Source organism: Bradyrhizobium sp. CCGUVB1N3 (assembly GCF_024199925.1).
Classification (GTDB): Bacteria; Pseudomonadota; Alphaproteobacteria; order Rhizobiales; family Xanthobacteraceae; genus Bradyrhizobium.
Window position 1 is genome coordinate 9,613,309 of record NZ_JANADR010000001.1, and the last position, 15,532, is coordinate 9,628,840.

Here is a 15,532-nt window from a genome sequence, read left to right on the forward strand (position 1 = left end):
GCCTGCATTTCGGGCGATGTTGCCCGAAGGTGCAATGGCCCATATGATGGGTCGGAATAACTATAAGAACCGCTTCGCCGGGACCCGGCGGGGTGCTGACCAGAGAGTCCTGATGGCCAAAATCTCCCTGATTGTGAACGGCAATCCCGTCAACGCCAATGTCGACCCCCGCACCCTGCTGGTGCAGTTTCTGCGCGAGCATCTGCGGCTGACCGGGACCCATGTCGGCTGCGACACCTCGCAGTGCGGCGCCTGCGTCGTGCATCTCGACGGCAAGGCCGTGAAATCCTGCACCACGCTTGCGGTGATGGCCGACGGCCACGAGGTCAAGACCATTGAGGGGCTGGCCGCTGACGGCGCCCCGCTGCATCCGATGCAGGAGGCCTTCCGCGAGCATCATGGCCTGCAGTGCGGCTTCTGCACCCCCGGCATGATCATGACCGCGATCGACATCGTCCATCGCAAGGGCCACGAGCTCGACGACCACACGATTCGCGAGGAGCTCGAAGGCAATCTCTGCCGCTGCACCGGCTACCAGAACATCGTCGCCTCGATCGCCGCCGGCGCGAAGGCGATGGCGAAATCCGACCTCGCGTAAACCGACACTCGCGCGCCTCTCGCGATCAGGAAGCCCATTATGTACGAATTCAAATATCATCGCCCTGGGACCGTGCGGCAGGCGGCCAATCTGCTGGTGAAGAATGAGGACGCCAAGGTGATCGCCGGCGGCCACACGCTGATTCCCGTGATGAAGCAGCGCCTCGCAAGCCCGCCGCATCTCGTCGACCTCTCCCATATCGAAGGTCTCGACACGATCGAGATGAAGGGCCGTTCGCTGGTGATCGGCGCTACGGCGAAGCACGCCGATGTCGCGACGTCGGCCATCGTGGGCGAGGTGATCCCGGCGCTCGCGAGCCTTGCCGGTGGCATCGGCGATCCCGCCGTCCGTCACAAGGGCACGATCGGCGGCTCGCTCGCCAACAACGACCCGACCGCGGACTATCCGGCGGCTGTGCTCGCGCTCGGCGCCACCATCGTCACCAACAAGCGCCGCCTGAAGGCGGAAGAGTACTTCCAGGGCCTGTTCTCGACCGCGCTCGAGGCCGACGAGATCATCACCAAGGTGATGTTCCCGCTGCCTAAAAAGGCGTCCTACGTCAAATTCCGCAACCAGGCCTCGCGCTATGCGCTGGTCGGCGTGTTCGTGGCACGGCGACCGTCGGATGTACGCGTCGCCGTCACCGGAGCCGGCTCGGATGGCGTCTTCCGCGTCACCGCGTTCGAGGAAGCGCTGAAGAAGCGGTTCGCGTCGAAGGCGATTGAAGGCATCGAGGTGCCGGCGGAAGGCCTCAACAGCGACATCCACGGCAGCGCCGAATACCGCGCACATCTCATCGGGGTGCTGACGCGGCGCGCCCTCGATGCCGCCAATGCCAAAGAGTGATGGGCCCGGACCGGGCGTAGCGAGACTGGCTCTTTCATGACTGCAGCGGCACTGCCGGCATCGGTCGATGCGATGCTCGAACTCCTCACTTCGCGCGGCTATCTCGCGGAGCGGTCGCTGGCGACGGTGACCTATCTGTCGCTGCGCATGGGACGGCCGCTATTCCTCGAAGGCGAGGCGGGCGTCGGCAAGACCGAAATCGCAAAGGTGCTGTCGGCGGCGCTGGGGCGCAAGCTGATCCGCCTGCAATGCTATGAGGGCCTCGACGTTTCGTCGGCGGTCTATGAGTGGAACAGCGCCGCGCAGATGATCGCGATCCGGATGGCGGAGGCCGCCGGCGATACCGATCGCGAGCAGCTCTCGTCGGATATCTTCGCCGATCGTTATCTGATCAAGCGGCCGCTGCTCCAGGCGCTGGAGCCGGACGTTGCCGGCCCGCCGGTGCTGCTGATCGACGAACTCGATCGCGCCGACGAGGCGTTCGAGGCGTATCTGCTCGAAATCCTCAGCGACTTCCAGGTGACCATCCCCGAGTTCGGCACTGTGAAGGCGCCGCATCCGCCGATCGTCATCATCACCTCCAATCGCACCCGTGAGATCCACGACGCGCTGAAGCGGCGCTGTCTCTATCACTGGGTCGACTATCCCTCCGCCGAGCGCGAGCTCGCGATCATCAAGACGCGCGTGCCCGGCATCTCGGCAAAACTGTCGCAGCAGGTGGTGCGCTTCGTGCAGGCGCTGCGCAACCAGGATTTCTACAAGTCTCCGGGCGTCGCCGAGACCATCGATTGGGCGACGGCACTGTCCGAGCTCGACGCCCGCTCGCTGACGGCGCAGGTCGTCGGCGACACGCTGGGCGCGCTGCTCAAGTATCAGGACGACATCGTCCGCATGCAGGGCGATGCCTTGCAGAAGGTCCTGAAGGACGCGACGAGCGAGTAGCTGTCATTCCGGGGCACGCGGAGCGTGAACCCGGAATCTCGCGCCGCAACTTCTGGATTCCGGGTTCGCGACTTCGTCGCGCCCCGGATTGACGTGAGGGTAGGTTACGAACATGGCCATCAATCACCTTGCGCCTGACAAGACCGAGCAGTTCGCCGATAACATCGTCGGCTTCGCCCGCGCGCTTCGTGCCGCCGGTCTTCCCGTCGGCCCTGGTGCGGTGATCGACGCTGTCAACGCGCTCCAGGTGATCGACATCGGCAGCCGCGCCGACGTCTTCACCACGCTGGAGGCGATCTTCGTCAAGCGCCACGAGCATGCGCTGATCTTCAGGCAGGCCTTCAACCTGTTCTTCCGGCCTTCCGAAGAGTGGAAGCACATGCTGGATTCGGTGCCGCTGCCGGATCACGCCAAGAAGAAGCCGCCACCGGCCTCGCGCCGGGTCCAGGAGGCGCTGTCGCAGCCGCAGATGACGGAGACGCCGCAGCACCAGGAGCAGGATCTGCGCCTGTCGGTCTCCGACAAGGAGATCCTGCAGAAGAAAGACTTTGCGCAGATGAGTGCGGCCGAGATCAGCGAGGCGCTGCGCGCCATCGAGAGGATGAAGCTGCCGCAGGCCGAGCTACTGACGCGGCGGCAGCGGCCCGATCGGCGCGGGCTGCGCCTCGACCTGCGCCGAACCTTGCGGGCCTCGCTGCACACCGGCGGCGACATCATCGACATTCACCGCCTCGGGCGGATCGAGAAGCCGGCGCCGATCGTGGCGCTCCTCGATATCTCGGGCTCGATGAGCGAGTACACGCGGCTGTTCCTGCACTTCCTCCATGCCATCACGGATGCCCGCAAGCGCGTCTCCGTGTTCCTGTTCGGCACCCGCCTCACCAACGTCACCCGTGCGCTGCGCCAGCGCGATCCGGACGAGGCGCTGGCAAGCTGTTCGGCGGCGGTGGAGGATTGGGCCGGCGGCACGCGGATTGCGACCTCACTGCACAACTTCAACAAATTGTGGGCGCGGCGTGTGCTGAGCCAGGGCGCGATCGTGCTCCTGATCTCCGACGGGCTGGAGCGTGAAGCCGATTCCAAGCTCGCCTTCGAGATGGACCGGCTGCACCGGTCCTGCCGCCGGCTGATCTGGCTGAACCCGCTGCTCAGGTTCGGCGGCTTCGAGGCCAAGGCGCAGGGCATCAAAATGATGCTGCCCCACGTTGACGAATTCCGGCCGGTGCATAATTTGAGTTCGATCCAGGAGCTGATCAAGACGCTCTCCCAGCCGCTGCCGCCGCATCACCGCAGCCTGATCCGTTCCGCAGCTTGAGAGGTAGGCCATGCTCGATCGCGACGAGGATATCCTGAAGGCGGCGGAGGACTGGCAGAAGGCCGGCCATGGCGTCGCCCTCGCAACGGTGGTGGAGACCTGGGGCTCGGCGCCGCGGCCGGCGGGCTCGAGCCTCGTCATCAACGACGACGGCACCTTTCTGGGCTCCGTCTCGGGCGGGTGCGTCGAAGGAGCCGTGGTCACCGAGGCCATGGACGTGATCCAGAGCGGCAAGCCAAGAATGCTGGAGTTCGGCGTTGCCGACGAGACCGCCTGGAATGTCGGGTTGTCCTGTGGCGGCACCATCCGCGTCTTCGTCGAGAAGGTCGGCTAGCCGTGAAGCTGGAAACCCTGCACGAACTCAATGCCGAGCGCGCCGCGCGGCGGCCGGTCATTCTCGTCACCGACACCGAGAGCGGCGAGCAGCGGCTGGTGAAGGCCGGTGATTTTGCCAAGGACCCGCTGCGCGCCGAGCTGGAAAAACAGCTCCGCATGGGCAAGAGCGGCAACGTCGAGGCCGCCGGCAAGAAGCTGTTCCTCAACGTCTATGCGCCGACCGCGAAGATGGTGATCATCGGCGCCGTCCATATCAGCCAGGCGCTGGCGCCGATGGCGCGCTCGCTCGGCTATGACGTCACGGTCGTCGACCCCCGCACGGCCTTTGCGAGCCCCGAGCGATTCCCGGACGTGCCGCTGATCGCGGAGTGGCCCGACGTCGCGCTGCCGCCGCTCAACATCGACCACTACACCGCCTTCGTCGCGCTGACCCACGATCCCAAGATCGACGATCCCGCGCTGCTGCACGCCTTCGAGCGTGACTGCTTCTATATCGGCGCGCTCGGCTCGCGGAAGACGCACGCCAAGCGCGGCGACCGGCTGCGGGCGCAGGGCGCGAAGGATTCCGATATCGCGCGCATCCACGCGCCCATTGGCCTCGCGATCGGCGCGGTCTCGCCATCCGAGATCGCGGTGTCGATCATGGCCGAGATCACGGCGCAGCTGCGCCTGCCTCCGAAAGAAAAAGAAGAAGCGGCATGAAGTTCGGCCCGGCGAGTCCGAAGGATGCGATCGGCGGGGTGACCGTCCATACCCTGCGCCAGGGACCGCTGGTGCTGAAGAAGGGCACGACGATCGGGCCTGCCGAGGTCGAGGCGCTCACGCGCGCCGGCATCAAGGACATCGTCGTGGTGCGCATGGAGCAGGGAGACGTCTCCGAGGACGTCGCGGCCGCCGGCATTGCGGAGGCCGTCGGTGGCGAGGGCATCCATGTCGAGCGTGCCTTCACCGGCCGCGCCAATCTGTTCGCGGCGCGCCCGGGCGTGCTGGTGATCGACCGCGCTGCGGTCGATCGCATCAACAATGTCGACGAAGCCATCACCTTTGCAACGCTGTCCGCCTTCAAGCCGGTGGTCGAGGGCGAGATGGTCGGCACGGTCAAGATCATCCCGTTCGGCGTCGAAGGAACGTTGCGCGATGCTGCGGTGAAAGCGGCCGGCCGCAACGTGTTGCAAGTCGCACCCTACATGATCAAGCGTGTCGGCGTCGTCTCGACGCTGCTGCCGGGGCTCTCCTCCAAGGTCGTCGACAAGACGCTCCGCGTCACCGCCGAGCGGCTCGCGCCGGCCGGCGCCACCATCATCGCCGAGCGGCGGGTGCCGCACGAGGAGACGGCGCTGTCGGCTGCGATCAAGGAGCTGCTCGGACTTGGCGCCGAGCTCGTCATCGTGTTCGGGGCCTCCGCGATCGCGGATCGCCGCGACGTGATCCCGGCGGCAATCACCGAAATCGGCGGCGCGATCGAGCATTTCGGCATGCCCGTCGATCCCGGCAATCTGCTGCTGATCGGCCGCGCCGGCCACGTGCCCGTGCTGGGCGCGCCGGGCTGTGCGCGCTCGCCGGTCGAGAACGGCTTTGACTGGGTGTTGATGCGGTTACTCGCCGGCATCAAGGTGACGCGCGCCGAGCTGATGGGCATGGGCGTCGGGGGCCTGTTGATGGAGATCGTCACGCGGCCGCAGCCGCGCGCAAAACCCGAGACCGAAGGCAACAGCCACGTCGCGGCGATCGTGCTCGCGGCCGGGCGATCGACCCGGATGGGCGGGCCGAACAAGCTGCTCGCCGAGCTCGAGGGCAAGAAGCTGGTGCGGATCGCGACCGAACAGGTGCTGGCCTCGAAGGCGTCCGAGGTGATCGTCGTCACCGGCCATCAGGCCGAGCTGGTCGAGCAGGCGCTCAGCGGATTGAAGGTGAAGTTCGTTCGCAATCCGGATTTTGCTGGCGGCATCGCAAGCTCGGTCAAGGCCGGCATCGCGGCCGTGCCGGAGACCTGTGATGGCGCGCTGGTCTGCCTCGGCGATATGCCGCTGATCGATGCCGGCCTGATCGACCGCCTGATCGACAGTTTTGCACCCGACCGCGGCAATCTGATCGCAATACCCGTGAGCGAGGGCCGCCGCGGCAATCCCGTGCTGTGGTCGCGCCGCTTCTTCAGCGAATTGATGACGCTCGACGGTGACATCGGCGCGCGCCATCTGATCGCCAAGCATGCGGAAGTCGTCGCCGAAGTGCCCGTCGACGGCGAGAGCGCCTTCCTCGACATCGATACGCCGCAGGCGCTGGAAGCGGTGAGACGCGGATGATTCCGTAGGGTGGGCAAAGCGAAGCGTGCCCACCACTTCTCCCTCAATCCGCGAAAGATGGTGGGCACGGCGCAAGAGCGCCTTTGCCCACCCTACAAATCGGGTCTCCTCGTCGCCTCCCAATCGCCCGATTTCAACCACTCGTTCACCATCTGGAAACGACCGGCCGATAGAGTCCCCTCCGCCTGCCTCGGGGGAGGGGAATATCCATGGCTTCGAACGTCGTCGCGCGCCGTTGCGCGATGTTTTTCTTTGGGCTGAGCGTTATCGTGGCAGGAGCCCGCTACGTCACGGATGCGCACGCTGCCGGCGCCTTCGCGGTCGGCAAATGCGGGGCCTACGGCCACGCCTACGACTTCTCCGGCGAAGCCGCGGCGCGCGCAGCAGCACAGAAGCAGTGCAAGGGCGAGTGCACGACCGTGACCATGAAGCGCGCCTGCGCCGCGATGGCGATCGATCTCGCCAACCCCTGCGGCGCCTACGGCTATGCCGTGAAGCCGAAGATATCGAGCACGCTCAACGCCGCCACGCGCGAATGCTACAAATATGGCGGCAAGGAATGCGTGATCCGCGCCTGGGCCTGCGACGCCAAAGGTTGAAGTCTGCATCCTCCGCGGTGGCTTGCGGTGGCCTGACCGATCAGGCCTCCGCCTCGATCGACCAGGGGACTTTCGCTTTCACGAAGTCCGACCACACTTTCCTAAGGCGCGGTTCGGTGCCGACCATCGCGTGTGCCTGCCAGCCGGCGATCGCGGCAGCCGCAGTGCTGCCGCTTGCGGACTCCATGCCGATATCCGCGAGCAGCGAAGCCGTTGCCGCCATGTCGTTGTAGATGCCGAGCTCGTGCTGCAGATCGGCCAGCCGGTCGGAGAAGCGCGTTGCGGACTTGCGCTGTCCGTAGAGCGGCAATAGGAAATCGGCGACATAGCGCAGTTTCTTGACGGCCAGCCGCAAGCGGTGCAACTCTTCAGCCGTGAGCGACTTGAAGCGGCGGCCGCGCTTGAGCACCTTCGCATGCTGGGTCGACAGGATGCGCCGCGCGAAATTCATGGCTGGCTCGGCCAGTTGCGCGAGTTGCTCCGCAGCGACGTCGCCGCGCCAGCCGCGCGCTTCGATCCAGCCGCCAAGCCCGATCACGAAATACGAGGCCCGTCGGTCGGTCAGCGCCAGGCGCGCCTTGTCGTATGAGTCGGTGCGGTGCTGCTCTGCGGCCCGCTCCAGCGCGTCGAAGCCGGCGATCGAGGGGCAGCCTTGCGCGACGGTGCGCAGTGTCTCGTGCTGGAAGACGTCCCACTCGCGTGCGGCGGAGAGATTTTGTCCCAGCCACTTGGCGTCTGCGCGCAGCAGGTCGAGCTTGCTCACCGGCAGGACCGATTGCATCAGGTGCATGGCGGATCGGAGGCGCCGCAGCGCGACGCGAAGCTGATGAATCCCTTCGGGATTGCGGCCGTCCTCGGCGGCGGGAAGCGACTGGAGAAGATGAAGGAGGCAGGCGCGCAGGATCGCGGCAAAGGTCTCATCGAGGGAGGCCGATGGGTCGAGGCGCAGCTTGCGCGGCCTTCTTGCCGTCGGCGGGGTGTCGGCGGCGAGGTCAAATCCGCGCGCCGATTTGCTGCGGATGGATGGTCTGACCGGCCCATGCTCGGCGAGCCGCAGGGCAAGCTCGTAGATCGCAGACGCGCTGCCGGACTTGAGCTCGAGCTCGATCTCGCTGACCGGCATCGATCGATCGCCGGATTTGAGGAAGCCCTGGTCGAACGCGACCTCCACCGTGCCTGATGGCAGGTCGATGATGCGCTGACGCCGGTGGATGTCGGTGGTGAAGACCGCCTCGAGCGGACGACGATCGAGACCGGCGCGCAGCTTCTCCGGGATGAACGGCAGTGCCAGCGCGATATCGGGAGCAGCGGATGGTACGCTCGCCTCCCACTCGCCACGTCGGAGCGGATCGTTCGCGGAGTCGGCCTTCACGGTCTGCGTGAATCGCGCGCCGCTCTGGCGGACCCTGAAGCTCAATCCGTTGCGCTGAAGCGCACGCTTGGGCGTATCGTAGTAGACGGCCTTGAGGTGCTTTCGCGTACCATTGCTGCGCGCGTTCGCCGCGATGATCGGTGCATTGTTGAAGTCCGCCAGGCGATCGGCGTCCACAAGCAGCTTGAGCTCGAGTTCGGTGGTGCGTGGAGCAACGTCGCCAGAGGTTTCGGGGCGAGGTGCCTCGGCACGAGCTTCGTCAGCACCAATATCTTCGGTGCGCAACGGCTCGCTGCGAAAAAAGTCGGCTTGAACGAGTTCCAGCGAGTTGGGCGCTTGCTTCTTGCTGGTAGCGATAGGGGCCCTGGTTTTCTTTTTGATCTCCGGAGCGAGATGACCGTTCGGCTCGGCTACGCTCCGCACGGTTTCGAGGGCCGGCTTTATCGCGCCAGTTTCCGACATGTAATTCTTGTGACAGTTTGATGACAGGTGCCGATATATATCCGACTCTGTTCGAGCGGGGAAGCGGTCCCCGGTTGCATTCAACTTGAAACTTTCGAATTGTGATCAATAGGTCAAATCACATTACATTCGGCCTCGGACAATGCTCGCGCGAGGAATCTTATTTCTCGATGCGCGGGATGCGTGGGGGAGGTCATGCAGTTCGACACCAAGATCGCCGTCGTGATCCGCACCGACCTCCAGACGTGGCAGAAGCTCAACGTGGCGTCCTTCCTCACCAGCGGAATCGCCTCAGCCTTTCCGGAGTGCATCGGCGAGCCTTACGAGGATGCGTCCGGGACGAAATATCTTTCTTTGATCGGTCAGCCGATCCTGATCTATGGCGCCGATAGTCCTGCACTGTCCCGCGCGCTCGATCGCGCGCTGGCGCGCAACGTGACGCCGGCGGTCTATACCGAGGACATGTTCGCGACCACGCATGATGCCGCCAATCGCGAGGCGGTGAGGGCGGTCAGCCGCGCCGATCTCAATCTTGTCGGTATCGCGATGCGTGCCGAGCGCAAGGTGATCGATAAAATTTGCGATGGTTTGAAGTTCCATAGCTGACGCTTTCGCTGAACTCTCGAGAAGTTGTTGTCGCTGCGTCGTCATACTGGTGCTTCGCCGTGCGCAAAGATTGTGCTGTTTGACCCCAATCAAGGGCGCGCCGCGCTCGGCCAGTAGTCTGTCTCCCGCAAATGCAAAGGAGCAGACCGATGCCGACCATGAAAGCCGCTGTCGTCACCAGTTTTGGCAAGCCGCTCGAGATCCAGGATGTACCGGTGCCGCAGCCCGGTCCTGGCGAGGTCCTGGTCAAGGTGAAGGCTTGCGGGGTCTGCCACACCGATCTGCATGCGGCCTCCGGCGACTGGCCGGTGAAACCGGTTCCGCCTTTCATTCCCGGTCATGAGGTTGCCGGCACTGTCGCGGCGCTGGGACCCGGCGTCACCAACCTCAGGGTCGGCGATGCCGTCGGGGTCGCATGGCTGCACGATTCGTGCATGGCTTGCGAATATTGCGAGACCGGCTGGGAGACGCTGTGCGAGCACCAGCACAACACCGGCTACAGTGTGAATGGTGGCTTTGCCGAATACGTCATCGCCTCTGCCGCCTTCGCGGCGAAGCTGCCTGCCAATATCGATTTCGCCGGCGTTGCGCCGATCCTGTGCGCCGGCGTGACGACGTACAAGGGGCTGAAGGAGACCGAGGCACGGCCCGGCGAATGGGTGGTGATCTCGGGCGTCGGCGGTCTCGGGCATGTCGCGATCCAATACGCCAAGGCCATGGGGCTCAAGGTTGCCGCCATCGACATCGCCGCGGACAAGCTCGCGCTGGCGCACACGACCGGCGCCGATCTCGCAGTCAACGCGTTGAATGCGGATGCCGTCGACAAGGTGCTGGCCGCGACCGGGGGAGGGGCGCATGGCGTCCTGGTGACGGCCGTCTCCACCGCCGCCTTTGCGCAGGCGCTGAAGATGGTGCGCCGGAAGGGCACCGTCAGTCTCGTCGGTCTGCCGCCGGGCGAATTCCCGACCCCGATCTTCGACGTCGTGCTGAAGCGCATCACGGTGCGCGGCTCGATCGTCGGCACGCGCAGGGATCTCGACGAGGCCATCGCCTTCGCCGCCGACGGGAAGGTCCACGCCGAAGTCACCAAGGTGCCGCTCGCCGAGATCAATACGGTGTTTGACAAGATGAAGGCCGGCAAGATCGACGGCCGCATGGTGCTCGATTTTACCTAGCGCCGGCGCCTCACGCCGGCGGCATGGTCTCGAACTTCGGCAGGCTCGGGTCGAGGTGATCCCAGCCATGACCGCGCGCGGCGTAGGTTATCACCTGCGGCTTGTAGCGGGAGGGATCGTCGAGGCTCGCGGCGCGAATGGTGAAGATGTCGGGCATCGCGGCGAAGGTCATGAAGACCGGCAAGCCGCACACGGAGCAGAAGGCGCGTGTCTTCACGTTGCCACTGTCGCCGACCATGTCCCATTGCTTGGCCTCGCCTGTCACCGTGACGCCTTCACGTGGGAAAGTCATGTACGAGCCGTGACCGCTGCCGCTTTCACGCTGGCAGTCCCGGCACTGGCAGTGATTGCTGAACAGGGGCTCGCCGGTAATCGAATAGCGGATCGCGCCGCAAGCGCAGCCGCCGGTAAAGGGCTTGTCCATTGCGATATCTCCCACTCACTCTTCGCCGCTGATCTCTTCGAGCTGTCTGACGACCTTTTTCCAGCCGCCGCTCATGACCGTGTAGGCCGAGTCGTTCCTGGGCATGACGAAGCCCGCATGAACCAGGCGGATCCGCGTGCCGGCCTCGACCGGGGTGAGGGACCACGTCACGACAGTGTCGAGCGGCGCGCCGTAGCCGGTGTTGCGCTCATCGCCGCCCTTCCAGGCGTAGACGAGACGCCGGTTCGGCACGACCTCCAGAACCCGGCAATGGATGACGCCATCCCAGGCCCCGCCCGGGGTGGTCTGGAATGTGAAGGCCTTGCCTTCGATCGCTTCGAAGCCGGTCGGTGGCATCAGCCAGCGCGCGATCAACTGCGCACTGGTCAGCGCCTTCCAGATCGTCTCGGTCGCGTGAGGGAAGACCTCGTCGATGACGATGTCCTTTGTCTCGGCTTTCAACTCGGCTGCACTCACGGATCGATCTCCTTCAAGAGGTCACGCAGGTTCTGGAAGCGTTCGCGCCAGAAGACGCCGTAGTGATCCATCCACTCGACCAGAGGCTCGAGCCCTTGCGGCGCGGCGCGGTAATAGACGTTGCGGCCCTCCGCGCGCTCGGCGACGAGACCGGCTTGCTTCAGCGACTTCAGGTGCTGCGAGATCGCGCCCTGGGTCACGCCGCTGCCGCGCGTCAGCTCCACGACGCTGATCTCCTTGCTCTCGAAGACGCGCTCGAACACGGCCCGGCGGGTCGGATCGGCGAGAGCGCGCATGACGGTGGTGATGGGGTTTGGGACCGCTTCGAGCATGATCATTAAATTAGCAATGGCTAATGCATTAGTAAATACTAATTTGTTTCGATATCTCGGGCATAACGATTGCTTGACATTGACTGACCGGTCAGTCATAAGTTGAGGATGACAAAGAAGCCGACCAAACCCGCCATGTCGTCCGCAGCCCGCGCCAAGGGTCATGCGCCCGAAGCCAGCGACGAAGCTGCCACTCCCGGATCAAACCGCGCCACGCGCGCGGCGGAGCGACGTGCGGCGATCGTGGAGGCGGCGCTGGAGGAGTTCATCGCGCGCGGCTTCGCGGCGACGCGGCTCGACGACATCGCCAAGCGCGCAGGCGTGGCGAAAGGCACGATCTACCTGCACTTCAAGGACAAGGAATCCATGTTCGAGGAGCTGGTGCGCATCGTCATCGTGCCGGTGGTCGAGCGGCTCACCACACTGCCGCCGCCGACCGGCTCGGTGCGCGACCTCGTCGAGGCCTTTGCGACCAATTTCCTGAAGGAGGTTGCGAACACCAGGCGCGGCGACCTCGTGCGCCTGATCGTTGCGGAGGGACCGCGCTTTCCGGCCGTGGCCGACTTCTACTACCGCGAGGTCGTCTCACGCGGGATGGCCGGCATGCGCGCGCTGATCGAGCTCGGGATTGCCCGCGGTGAGATTCAGCAAAAGAACCTCGCGCGCTTTCCCCAGATCCTGGTCGCGCCGGCGCTCATCGCGGTGATCTGGCAGAGCCTGTTTGCGCGGCATTTCCCGCTCGATGCGCAGGAGATGCTGCGCGTCCATCTTGATTTGATTTTTGGCGAACGGAGGACGACATGAGGTCGTCGCAATTGATTGTCCGCAGCGTATTGGCCGTTGCTCTCACCATTGGACTTGCCGGCTGCAAGGAGCAGCGCGATCCCGGCTTCCAGGGTTGGGTCGAGGCCGACATGATCTTCGTCAGTCCTGATGAGGCGGGACGTGTGATCAAGCTGAACGTTCGCGAGGGCGACGAGGTGAAGGTCGGCGACGCCCTTTATTCGGTCGACGACGATCTCCAGCTCGCCGATCTCAACCAGAACAAGGCGACGCTGGCGAACGCGCAGCAGACCTATGATCGGGCGGCCTCGCTGAGGGGAACTGGCGCCGGCACGCAGGCCAATCTCGATTCCGCGGTCTCGGCCTTGCGGGTCGCGGAGGCGCGCGTTGCGACCTCGGAAACGCGGCTTGCGCGGCGGAAAGGTTTTGCGCCGGTTGCCGGCACCATCCAGCAGATCTATTTCCGCGAGGGCGAGATGGTGGCGGCGCAGCGGCCGGTGCTGTCGATCATGCCGCCCGGAAACATGAAGCTGCGCTTCTTCGTGCCGGAGACCGAGCTGCCAAAGCTTGCGATCGGCGATCAGGTCCGGGTCGTCTGCGACAATTGCGCTGATGATCTCACCGCGAAGATCTATTTCATCGCGACCACAGCCGAGTACACGCCGCCGGTGATCTACAGCCTCGATGAGCGCAACAAGCTCGTCTATTTGATCCAGGCGCGGCCCTCCCGGCCGGATGCGCTGCGCGTGGGCCAGCCGATCAGCGTTTATCTCAATCCCAAGACTTCTGAAATCAAGACCCCGGTAGCGGACAAGCGATGAACGGGACAGCCGGCAACGGTATCGCGATCGACGTCAAAGGGCTGACAAAGTCCTTTGGCGGCCGTGAGGTCGTGCATGATCTGTCGATGCAGGTGAAGCGCGGCTCGATCTACGGCTTTCTCGGCCCCAACGGCTCCGGCAAGACCACGACCATCCGCATGCTCTGCGGGCTTTTGACGCCCGACAGCGGCGAGGGCACCTGCCTGGGGTACGACATCAGGCGCGACGCCGAGCGGATCAAGCGCCAGGTCGGCTACATGACCCAGCGCTTCAGCCTGTATCAGGATCTCTCGGTGCGGGAGAACCTGGAGTTCGTCGCACGGCTCTACGGCATGCGCGATGCGCGCGGCGCGGCGGGTGAAATGATCAAGCGGCTCGGCCTCTCCGGCCGCGAGGAGCAGCTCGCGGGCGAGCTCTCCGGCGGCTGGAAGCAGCGGCTGGCGCTGGGGGCCTGCACGCTGCCCAATCCGCAGCTCCTGCTGCTGGACGAGCCGACCGCCGGCGTCGATCCTAAGGCGCGGCGCGACTTCTGGAACGAGATTCATGCGCTCGCGGCCGAAGGTCTCACCGTGCTGGTCTCTACCCATTACATGGACGAGGCCGAGCGCTGTCACGAGATCGCGTACATCGCCTATGGGCATCTCCTGACGCACGGTACCGTGGACGAGGTGATCGCGAAATCCGCGCTCACGACCTACACCGTCACCGGCGATGATTTGAATGGCCTCGCCACCGATCTCACCGGCAAGCCCGGCGTCGACATGGTGGCGCCGTTCGGCACCTCGCTGCACGTCTCGGGCCGCGACGTCGCAACGCTTGATGCCAGCATCGCGCCCTGGCGCGACAAAGGCGGCCTGCACTGGCAGAAGTCGCATCCCTCGCTCGAAGACGTCTTCATCGAGCTCATGAACCGCTCCAGGGACAATTTCCAATAAGGACAGTTTCCAATGAGCGCTACTGACGTATCAGGTCACGGTCACGACATCCGCGAGCGCTTCGGCTTCTGGCGGCGCTCTTATGCGATGGTGGTGAAGGAGTTCATCCAGCTCCGGCGCGACCGCGTCTCCTTCGCCATGATCGTGATGATCCCCGTGATGCAGCTTCTGCTGTTCGGCTACGCCATCAACACCACGCCGCACAATCTGCCGAGCGCCGTCCTGCTGCAGGAGGATAGCGATCTCGCGCGCTCCGTGCTGAAGGCGCTGGAGAACACCGCCTATTTCCGTTTCACCCGCGAGGTGCACGACGTCGCGGAGTTCGACAACCTGCTGAAGTCCGGCAAGGTGCTGTTCGGCGTCGAGATTCCGCGCGGCTTCGAGCGGGCGGTGCGGCGCGGGGACAGGCCGGCGCTGCTGGTCGCGGCCGATGCGACCGATCCGGTCGCGGCCAGCGCCGCGCTCGGCTCGCTCGGCATGATCGTGCAGACCGCGCTCAAGCACGATCTCTATATCGGCGATCCCCCGGAGATGCCGTTCGAGATCCGCGCGCACGCCCGCTACAATCCGGCCGCGTCGTCGCGGCTGAACATCGTGCCGGGCCTCGTCGGCACCATCCTGACCATGACCATGCTGATCTTCACCGCGCTGTCGGTCACGCGCGAGGTCGAGCGCGGCACGATGGAAAGCCTGCTCTCGATGCCGATCAGGCCGGTCGAGGTGATGTTCGGCAAGATCATCCCTTACGTGCTGGTCGGCTTCATCCAGGCCTTCCTGATCCTCTCGATTGGCGTGTTGCTGTTCGGCGTGCCCGTGCTCGGCAGCCTCACCTTGCTGGCGCTGCTGTCGACGCTGTTCATCACCACCAATCTCGCGATCGGCTACACTTTCTCGACCATCGTGCAGAACCAGCTCCAGGCCATGCAGATGTCGATGATGTTCTTCCTGCCGAGCATTTTGCTGTCCGGCTTCATGTTCCCGTTCGCTGGCATGCCGGTCTGGGCGCAATATCTCGGCGAGGGGCTGCCGCTGACGCATTATGTGCGTATCGTCCGCGCCATCATGCTCAAAGGCGCAACTGTTCAGAACCTGCAATACGACGCGTTGGCGCTGGCGGCCCTCATGCTGGTCGCCATGATCATCGCCGTGACGCGCTTCCGCCGCACGCTCGATTGAGGCAAAATGCCCGCAACGAGAAGGGGGCGC

General features: G+C 64.8%; 18 protein-coding genes. 14 read left to right on the top strand and 4 right to left on the bottom strand.

The window, feature by feature from the left end; all coding sequences use genetic code 11:
* Nucleotides 1-112 precede the first annotated feature (112 nt).
* From NLM33_RS45350 to NLM33_RS45385, 8 genes are all read left to right on the top strand, one after another.
* Nucleotides 113-598: a (2Fe-2S)-binding protein gene (locus tag NLM33_RS45350; RefSeq protein WP_027525325.1), complete on the top strand. Its 486-nt coding sequence runs from the start codon at nt 113-115 to the stop codon at nt 596-598.
* A 39-nt stretch (nt 599-637) separates the two neighbouring features.
* Complete coding sequence (locus tag NLM33_RS45355; protein ID WP_254105202.1) at nt 638-1,444, top strand: xanthine dehydrogenase family protein subunit M; 807 nt, start codon at nt 638-640, stop codon at nt 1,442-1,444.
* 36 nt (nt 1,445-1,480) lie between these two features.
* Nucleotides 1,481-2,386 carry a MoxR family ATPase gene (locus NLM33_RS45360; protein ID WP_254105203.1) on the top strand — a complete coding sequence of 302 codons (906 nt, stop codon included), beginning with the start codon at nt 1,481-1,483 and terminating at the stop codon, nt 2,384-2,386.
* A 112-nt stretch (nt 2,387-2,498) separates the two neighbouring features.
* Nucleotides 2,499-3,701, top strand: coding sequence for a VWA domain-containing protein (locus tag NLM33_RS45365; protein ID WP_254105204.1), 1,203 nt, complete (start codon nt 2,499-2,501; stop codon nt 3,699-3,701).
* A 10-nt stretch (nt 3,702-3,711) separates the two neighbouring features.
* Nucleotides 3,712-4,035, top strand: a complete 324-nt coding sequence (locus NLM33_RS45370; RefSeq protein WP_015685128.1) for an XdhC family protein — start codon at nt 3,712-3,714, stop codon at nt 4,033-4,035.
* Nucleotides 4,036-4,037: 2 nt separating this feature from the next.
* Nucleotides 4,038-4,739, top strand: a complete 702-nt coding sequence (locus NLM33_RS45375; protein WP_254105205.1) for an XdhC family protein — start codon at nt 4,038-4,040, stop codon at nt 4,737-4,739.
* Nucleotides 4,736-6,340, top strand: a complete 1,605-nt coding sequence (locus NLM33_RS45380; protein WP_254105206.1) for an NTP transferase domain-containing protein — start codon at nt 4,736-4,738, stop codon at nt 6,338-6,340. The genes NLM33_RS45375 and NLM33_RS45380 overlap by 4 nt, the downstream gene beginning before the upstream one ends.
* A gap of 209 nt (nt 6,341-6,549) precedes the next feature.
* Nucleotides 6,550-6,939: a DUF4189 domain-containing protein gene (locus tag NLM33_RS45385; protein WP_254105207.1), complete on the top strand. Its 390-nt coding sequence runs from the start codon at nt 6,550-6,552 to the stop codon at nt 6,937-6,939.
* A gap of 40 nt (nt 6,940-6,979) precedes the next feature.
* On the opposite strand, the gene NLM33_RS45390 is transcribed toward NLM33_RS45385, so the two are convergent.
* Nucleotides 6,980-8,773, bottom strand: a complete 1,794-nt coding sequence (locus NLM33_RS45390; protein WP_254105208.1) for a CYTH and CHAD domain-containing protein — start codon at nt 8,771-8,773, stop codon at nt 6,980-6,982.
* Between the two features lie 195 nt (nt 8,774-8,968).
* Between NLM33_RS45390 and NLM33_RS45395 the strand changes: the two genes are divergently transcribed.
* Complete coding sequence (locus NLM33_RS45395) at nt 8,969-9,379, top strand: DUF2000 family protein (RefSeq protein ID WP_254105209.1); 411 nt, start codon at nt 8,969-8,971, stop codon at nt 9,377-9,379.
* A gap of 149 nt (nt 9,380-9,528) precedes the next feature.
* Nucleotides 9,529-10,554 carry an alcohol dehydrogenase AdhP gene (gene adhP, locus NLM33_RS45400; protein ID WP_254105210.1) on the top strand — a complete coding sequence of 342 codons (1,026 nt, stop codon included), beginning with the start codon at nt 9,529-9,531 and terminating at the stop codon, nt 10,552-10,554.
* Nucleotides 10,555-10,564: 10 nt separating this feature from the next.
* On the opposite strand, the gene NLM33_RS45405 is transcribed toward adhP, so the two are convergent.
* The 3 genes from NLM33_RS45405 to NLM33_RS45415 are packed head-to-tail and all read right to left on the bottom strand — an operon-like array spanning nt 10,565 to nt 11,787.
* Nucleotides 10,565-10,978 (bottom strand): GFA family protein, encoded by a 414-nt coding sequence (locus NLM33_RS45405; RefSeq protein WP_254105211.1) that lies wholly within the window; start codon nt 10,976-10,978, stop codon nt 10,565-10,567.
* A gap of 15 nt (nt 10,979-10,993) precedes the next feature.
* Nucleotides 10,994-11,455, bottom strand: coding sequence for an SRPBCC domain-containing protein (locus NLM33_RS45410; RefSeq protein WP_254105212.1), 462 nt, complete (start codon nt 11,453-11,455; stop codon nt 10,994-10,996).
* The gene (locus NLM33_RS45415) at nt 11,452-11,787 is read right to left on the bottom strand and encodes a helix-turn-helix transcriptional regulator (protein ID WP_254106171.1); all 336 of its coding nucleotides are present in this window, start codon (nt 11,785-11,787) and stop codon (nt 11,452-11,454) included. The genes NLM33_RS45410 and NLM33_RS45415 overlap by 4 nt, the downstream gene beginning before the upstream one ends.
* Nucleotides 11,788-11,895: 108 nt before the next feature.
* On the opposite strand from NLM33_RS45415, the gene NLM33_RS45420 reads away from it, so the two are divergent.
* The 4 genes from NLM33_RS45420 to NLM33_RS45435 are packed head-to-tail and all read left to right on the top strand — an operon-like array spanning nt 11,896 to nt 15,502.
* Nucleotides 11,896-12,591 carry a TetR/AcrR family transcriptional regulator gene (locus NLM33_RS45420; protein WP_254105213.1) on the top strand — a complete coding sequence of 232 codons (696 nt, stop codon included), beginning with the start codon at nt 11,896-11,898 and terminating at the stop codon, nt 12,589-12,591.
* The gene (locus NLM33_RS45425; protein WP_254105214.1) at nt 12,588-13,391 is read left to right on the top strand and encodes an HlyD family secretion protein; all 804 of its coding nucleotides are present in this window, start codon (nt 12,588-12,590) and stop codon (nt 13,389-13,391) included. The genes NLM33_RS45420 and NLM33_RS45425 overlap by 4 nt, the downstream gene beginning before the upstream one ends.
* Entirely contained in the window at nt 13,388-14,326 is a 939-nt protein-coding gene (locus NLM33_RS45430; protein ID WP_254105215.1) for an ABC transporter ATP-binding protein, read from the top strand. The genes NLM33_RS45425 and NLM33_RS45430 overlap by 4 nt, the downstream gene beginning before the upstream one ends.
* Before the next feature lie 12 nt (nt 14,327-14,338).
* Nucleotides 14,339-15,502: an ABC transporter permease gene (locus NLM33_RS45435; protein ID WP_254105216.1), complete on the top strand. Its 1,164-nt coding sequence runs from the start codon at nt 14,339-14,341 to the stop codon at nt 15,500-15,502.
* The last annotated feature ends 30 nt before the right edge of the window (nt 15,503-15,532 follow it).

Coding starts and splice junctions, on each gene's coding strand:
- adhP (WP_254105210.1), top strand. CDS start 9,529: ATGCCGACCATGAAAGCCGCTGTCGTCACCAGTTTTGGCAAGCCGCTC.
- NLM33_RS45420 (WP_254105213.1), top strand. CDS start 11,896: ATGACAAAGAAGCCGACCAAACCCGCCATGTCGTCCGCAGCCCGCGCC.
- NLM33_RS45380 (WP_254105206.1), top strand. CDS start 4,736: ATGAAGTTCGGCCCGGCGAGTCCGAAGGATGCGATCGGCGGGGTGACC.
- NLM33_RS45430 (WP_254105215.1), top strand. CDS start 13,388: ATGAACGGGACAGCCGGCAACGGTATCGCGATCGACGTCAAAGGGCTG.
- NLM33_RS45435 (WP_254105216.1), top strand. CDS start 14,339: ATGAGCGCTACTGACGTATCAGGTCACGGTCACGACATCCGCGAGCGC.
- NLM33_RS45415 (WP_254106171.1), bottom strand. CDS start 11,787: ATGCTCGAAGCGGTCCCAAACCCCATCACCACCGTCATGCGCGCTCTC.
- NLM33_RS45390 (WP_254105208.1), bottom strand. CDS start 8,773: ATGTCGGAAACTGGCGCGATAAAGCCGGCCCTCGAAACCGTGCGGAGC.
- NLM33_RS45385 (WP_254105207.1), top strand. CDS start 6,550: ATGGCTTCGAACGTCGTCGCGCGCCGTTGCGCGATGTTTTTCTTTGGG.
- NLM33_RS45355 (WP_254105202.1), top strand. CDS start 638: ATGTACGAATTCAAATATCATCGCCCTGGGACCGTGCGGCAGGCGGCC.
- NLM33_RS45365 (WP_254105204.1), top strand. CDS start 2,499: ATGGCCATCAATCACCTTGCGCCTGACAAGACCGAGCAGTTCGCCGAT.
- NLM33_RS45405 (WP_254105211.1), bottom strand. CDS start 10,978: ATGGACAAGCCCTTTACCGGCGGCTGCGCTTGCGGCGCGATCCGCTAT.
- NLM33_RS45360 (WP_254105203.1), top strand. CDS start 1,481: ATGACTGCAGCGGCACTGCCGGCATCGGTCGATGCGATGCTCGAACTC.
- NLM33_RS45395 (WP_254105209.1), top strand. CDS start 8,969: ATGCAGTTCGACACCAAGATCGCCGTCGTGATCCGCACCGACCTCCAG.
- NLM33_RS45350 (WP_027525325.1), top strand. CDS start 113: ATGGCCAAAATCTCCCTGATTGTGAACGGCAATCCCGTCAACGCCAAT.
- NLM33_RS45370 (WP_015685128.1), top strand. CDS start 3,712: ATGCTCGATCGCGACGAGGATATCCTGAAGGCGGCGGAGGACTGGCAG.
- NLM33_RS45425 (WP_254105214.1), top strand. CDS start 12,588: ATGAGGTCGTCGCAATTGATTGTCCGCAGCGTATTGGCCGTTGCTCTC.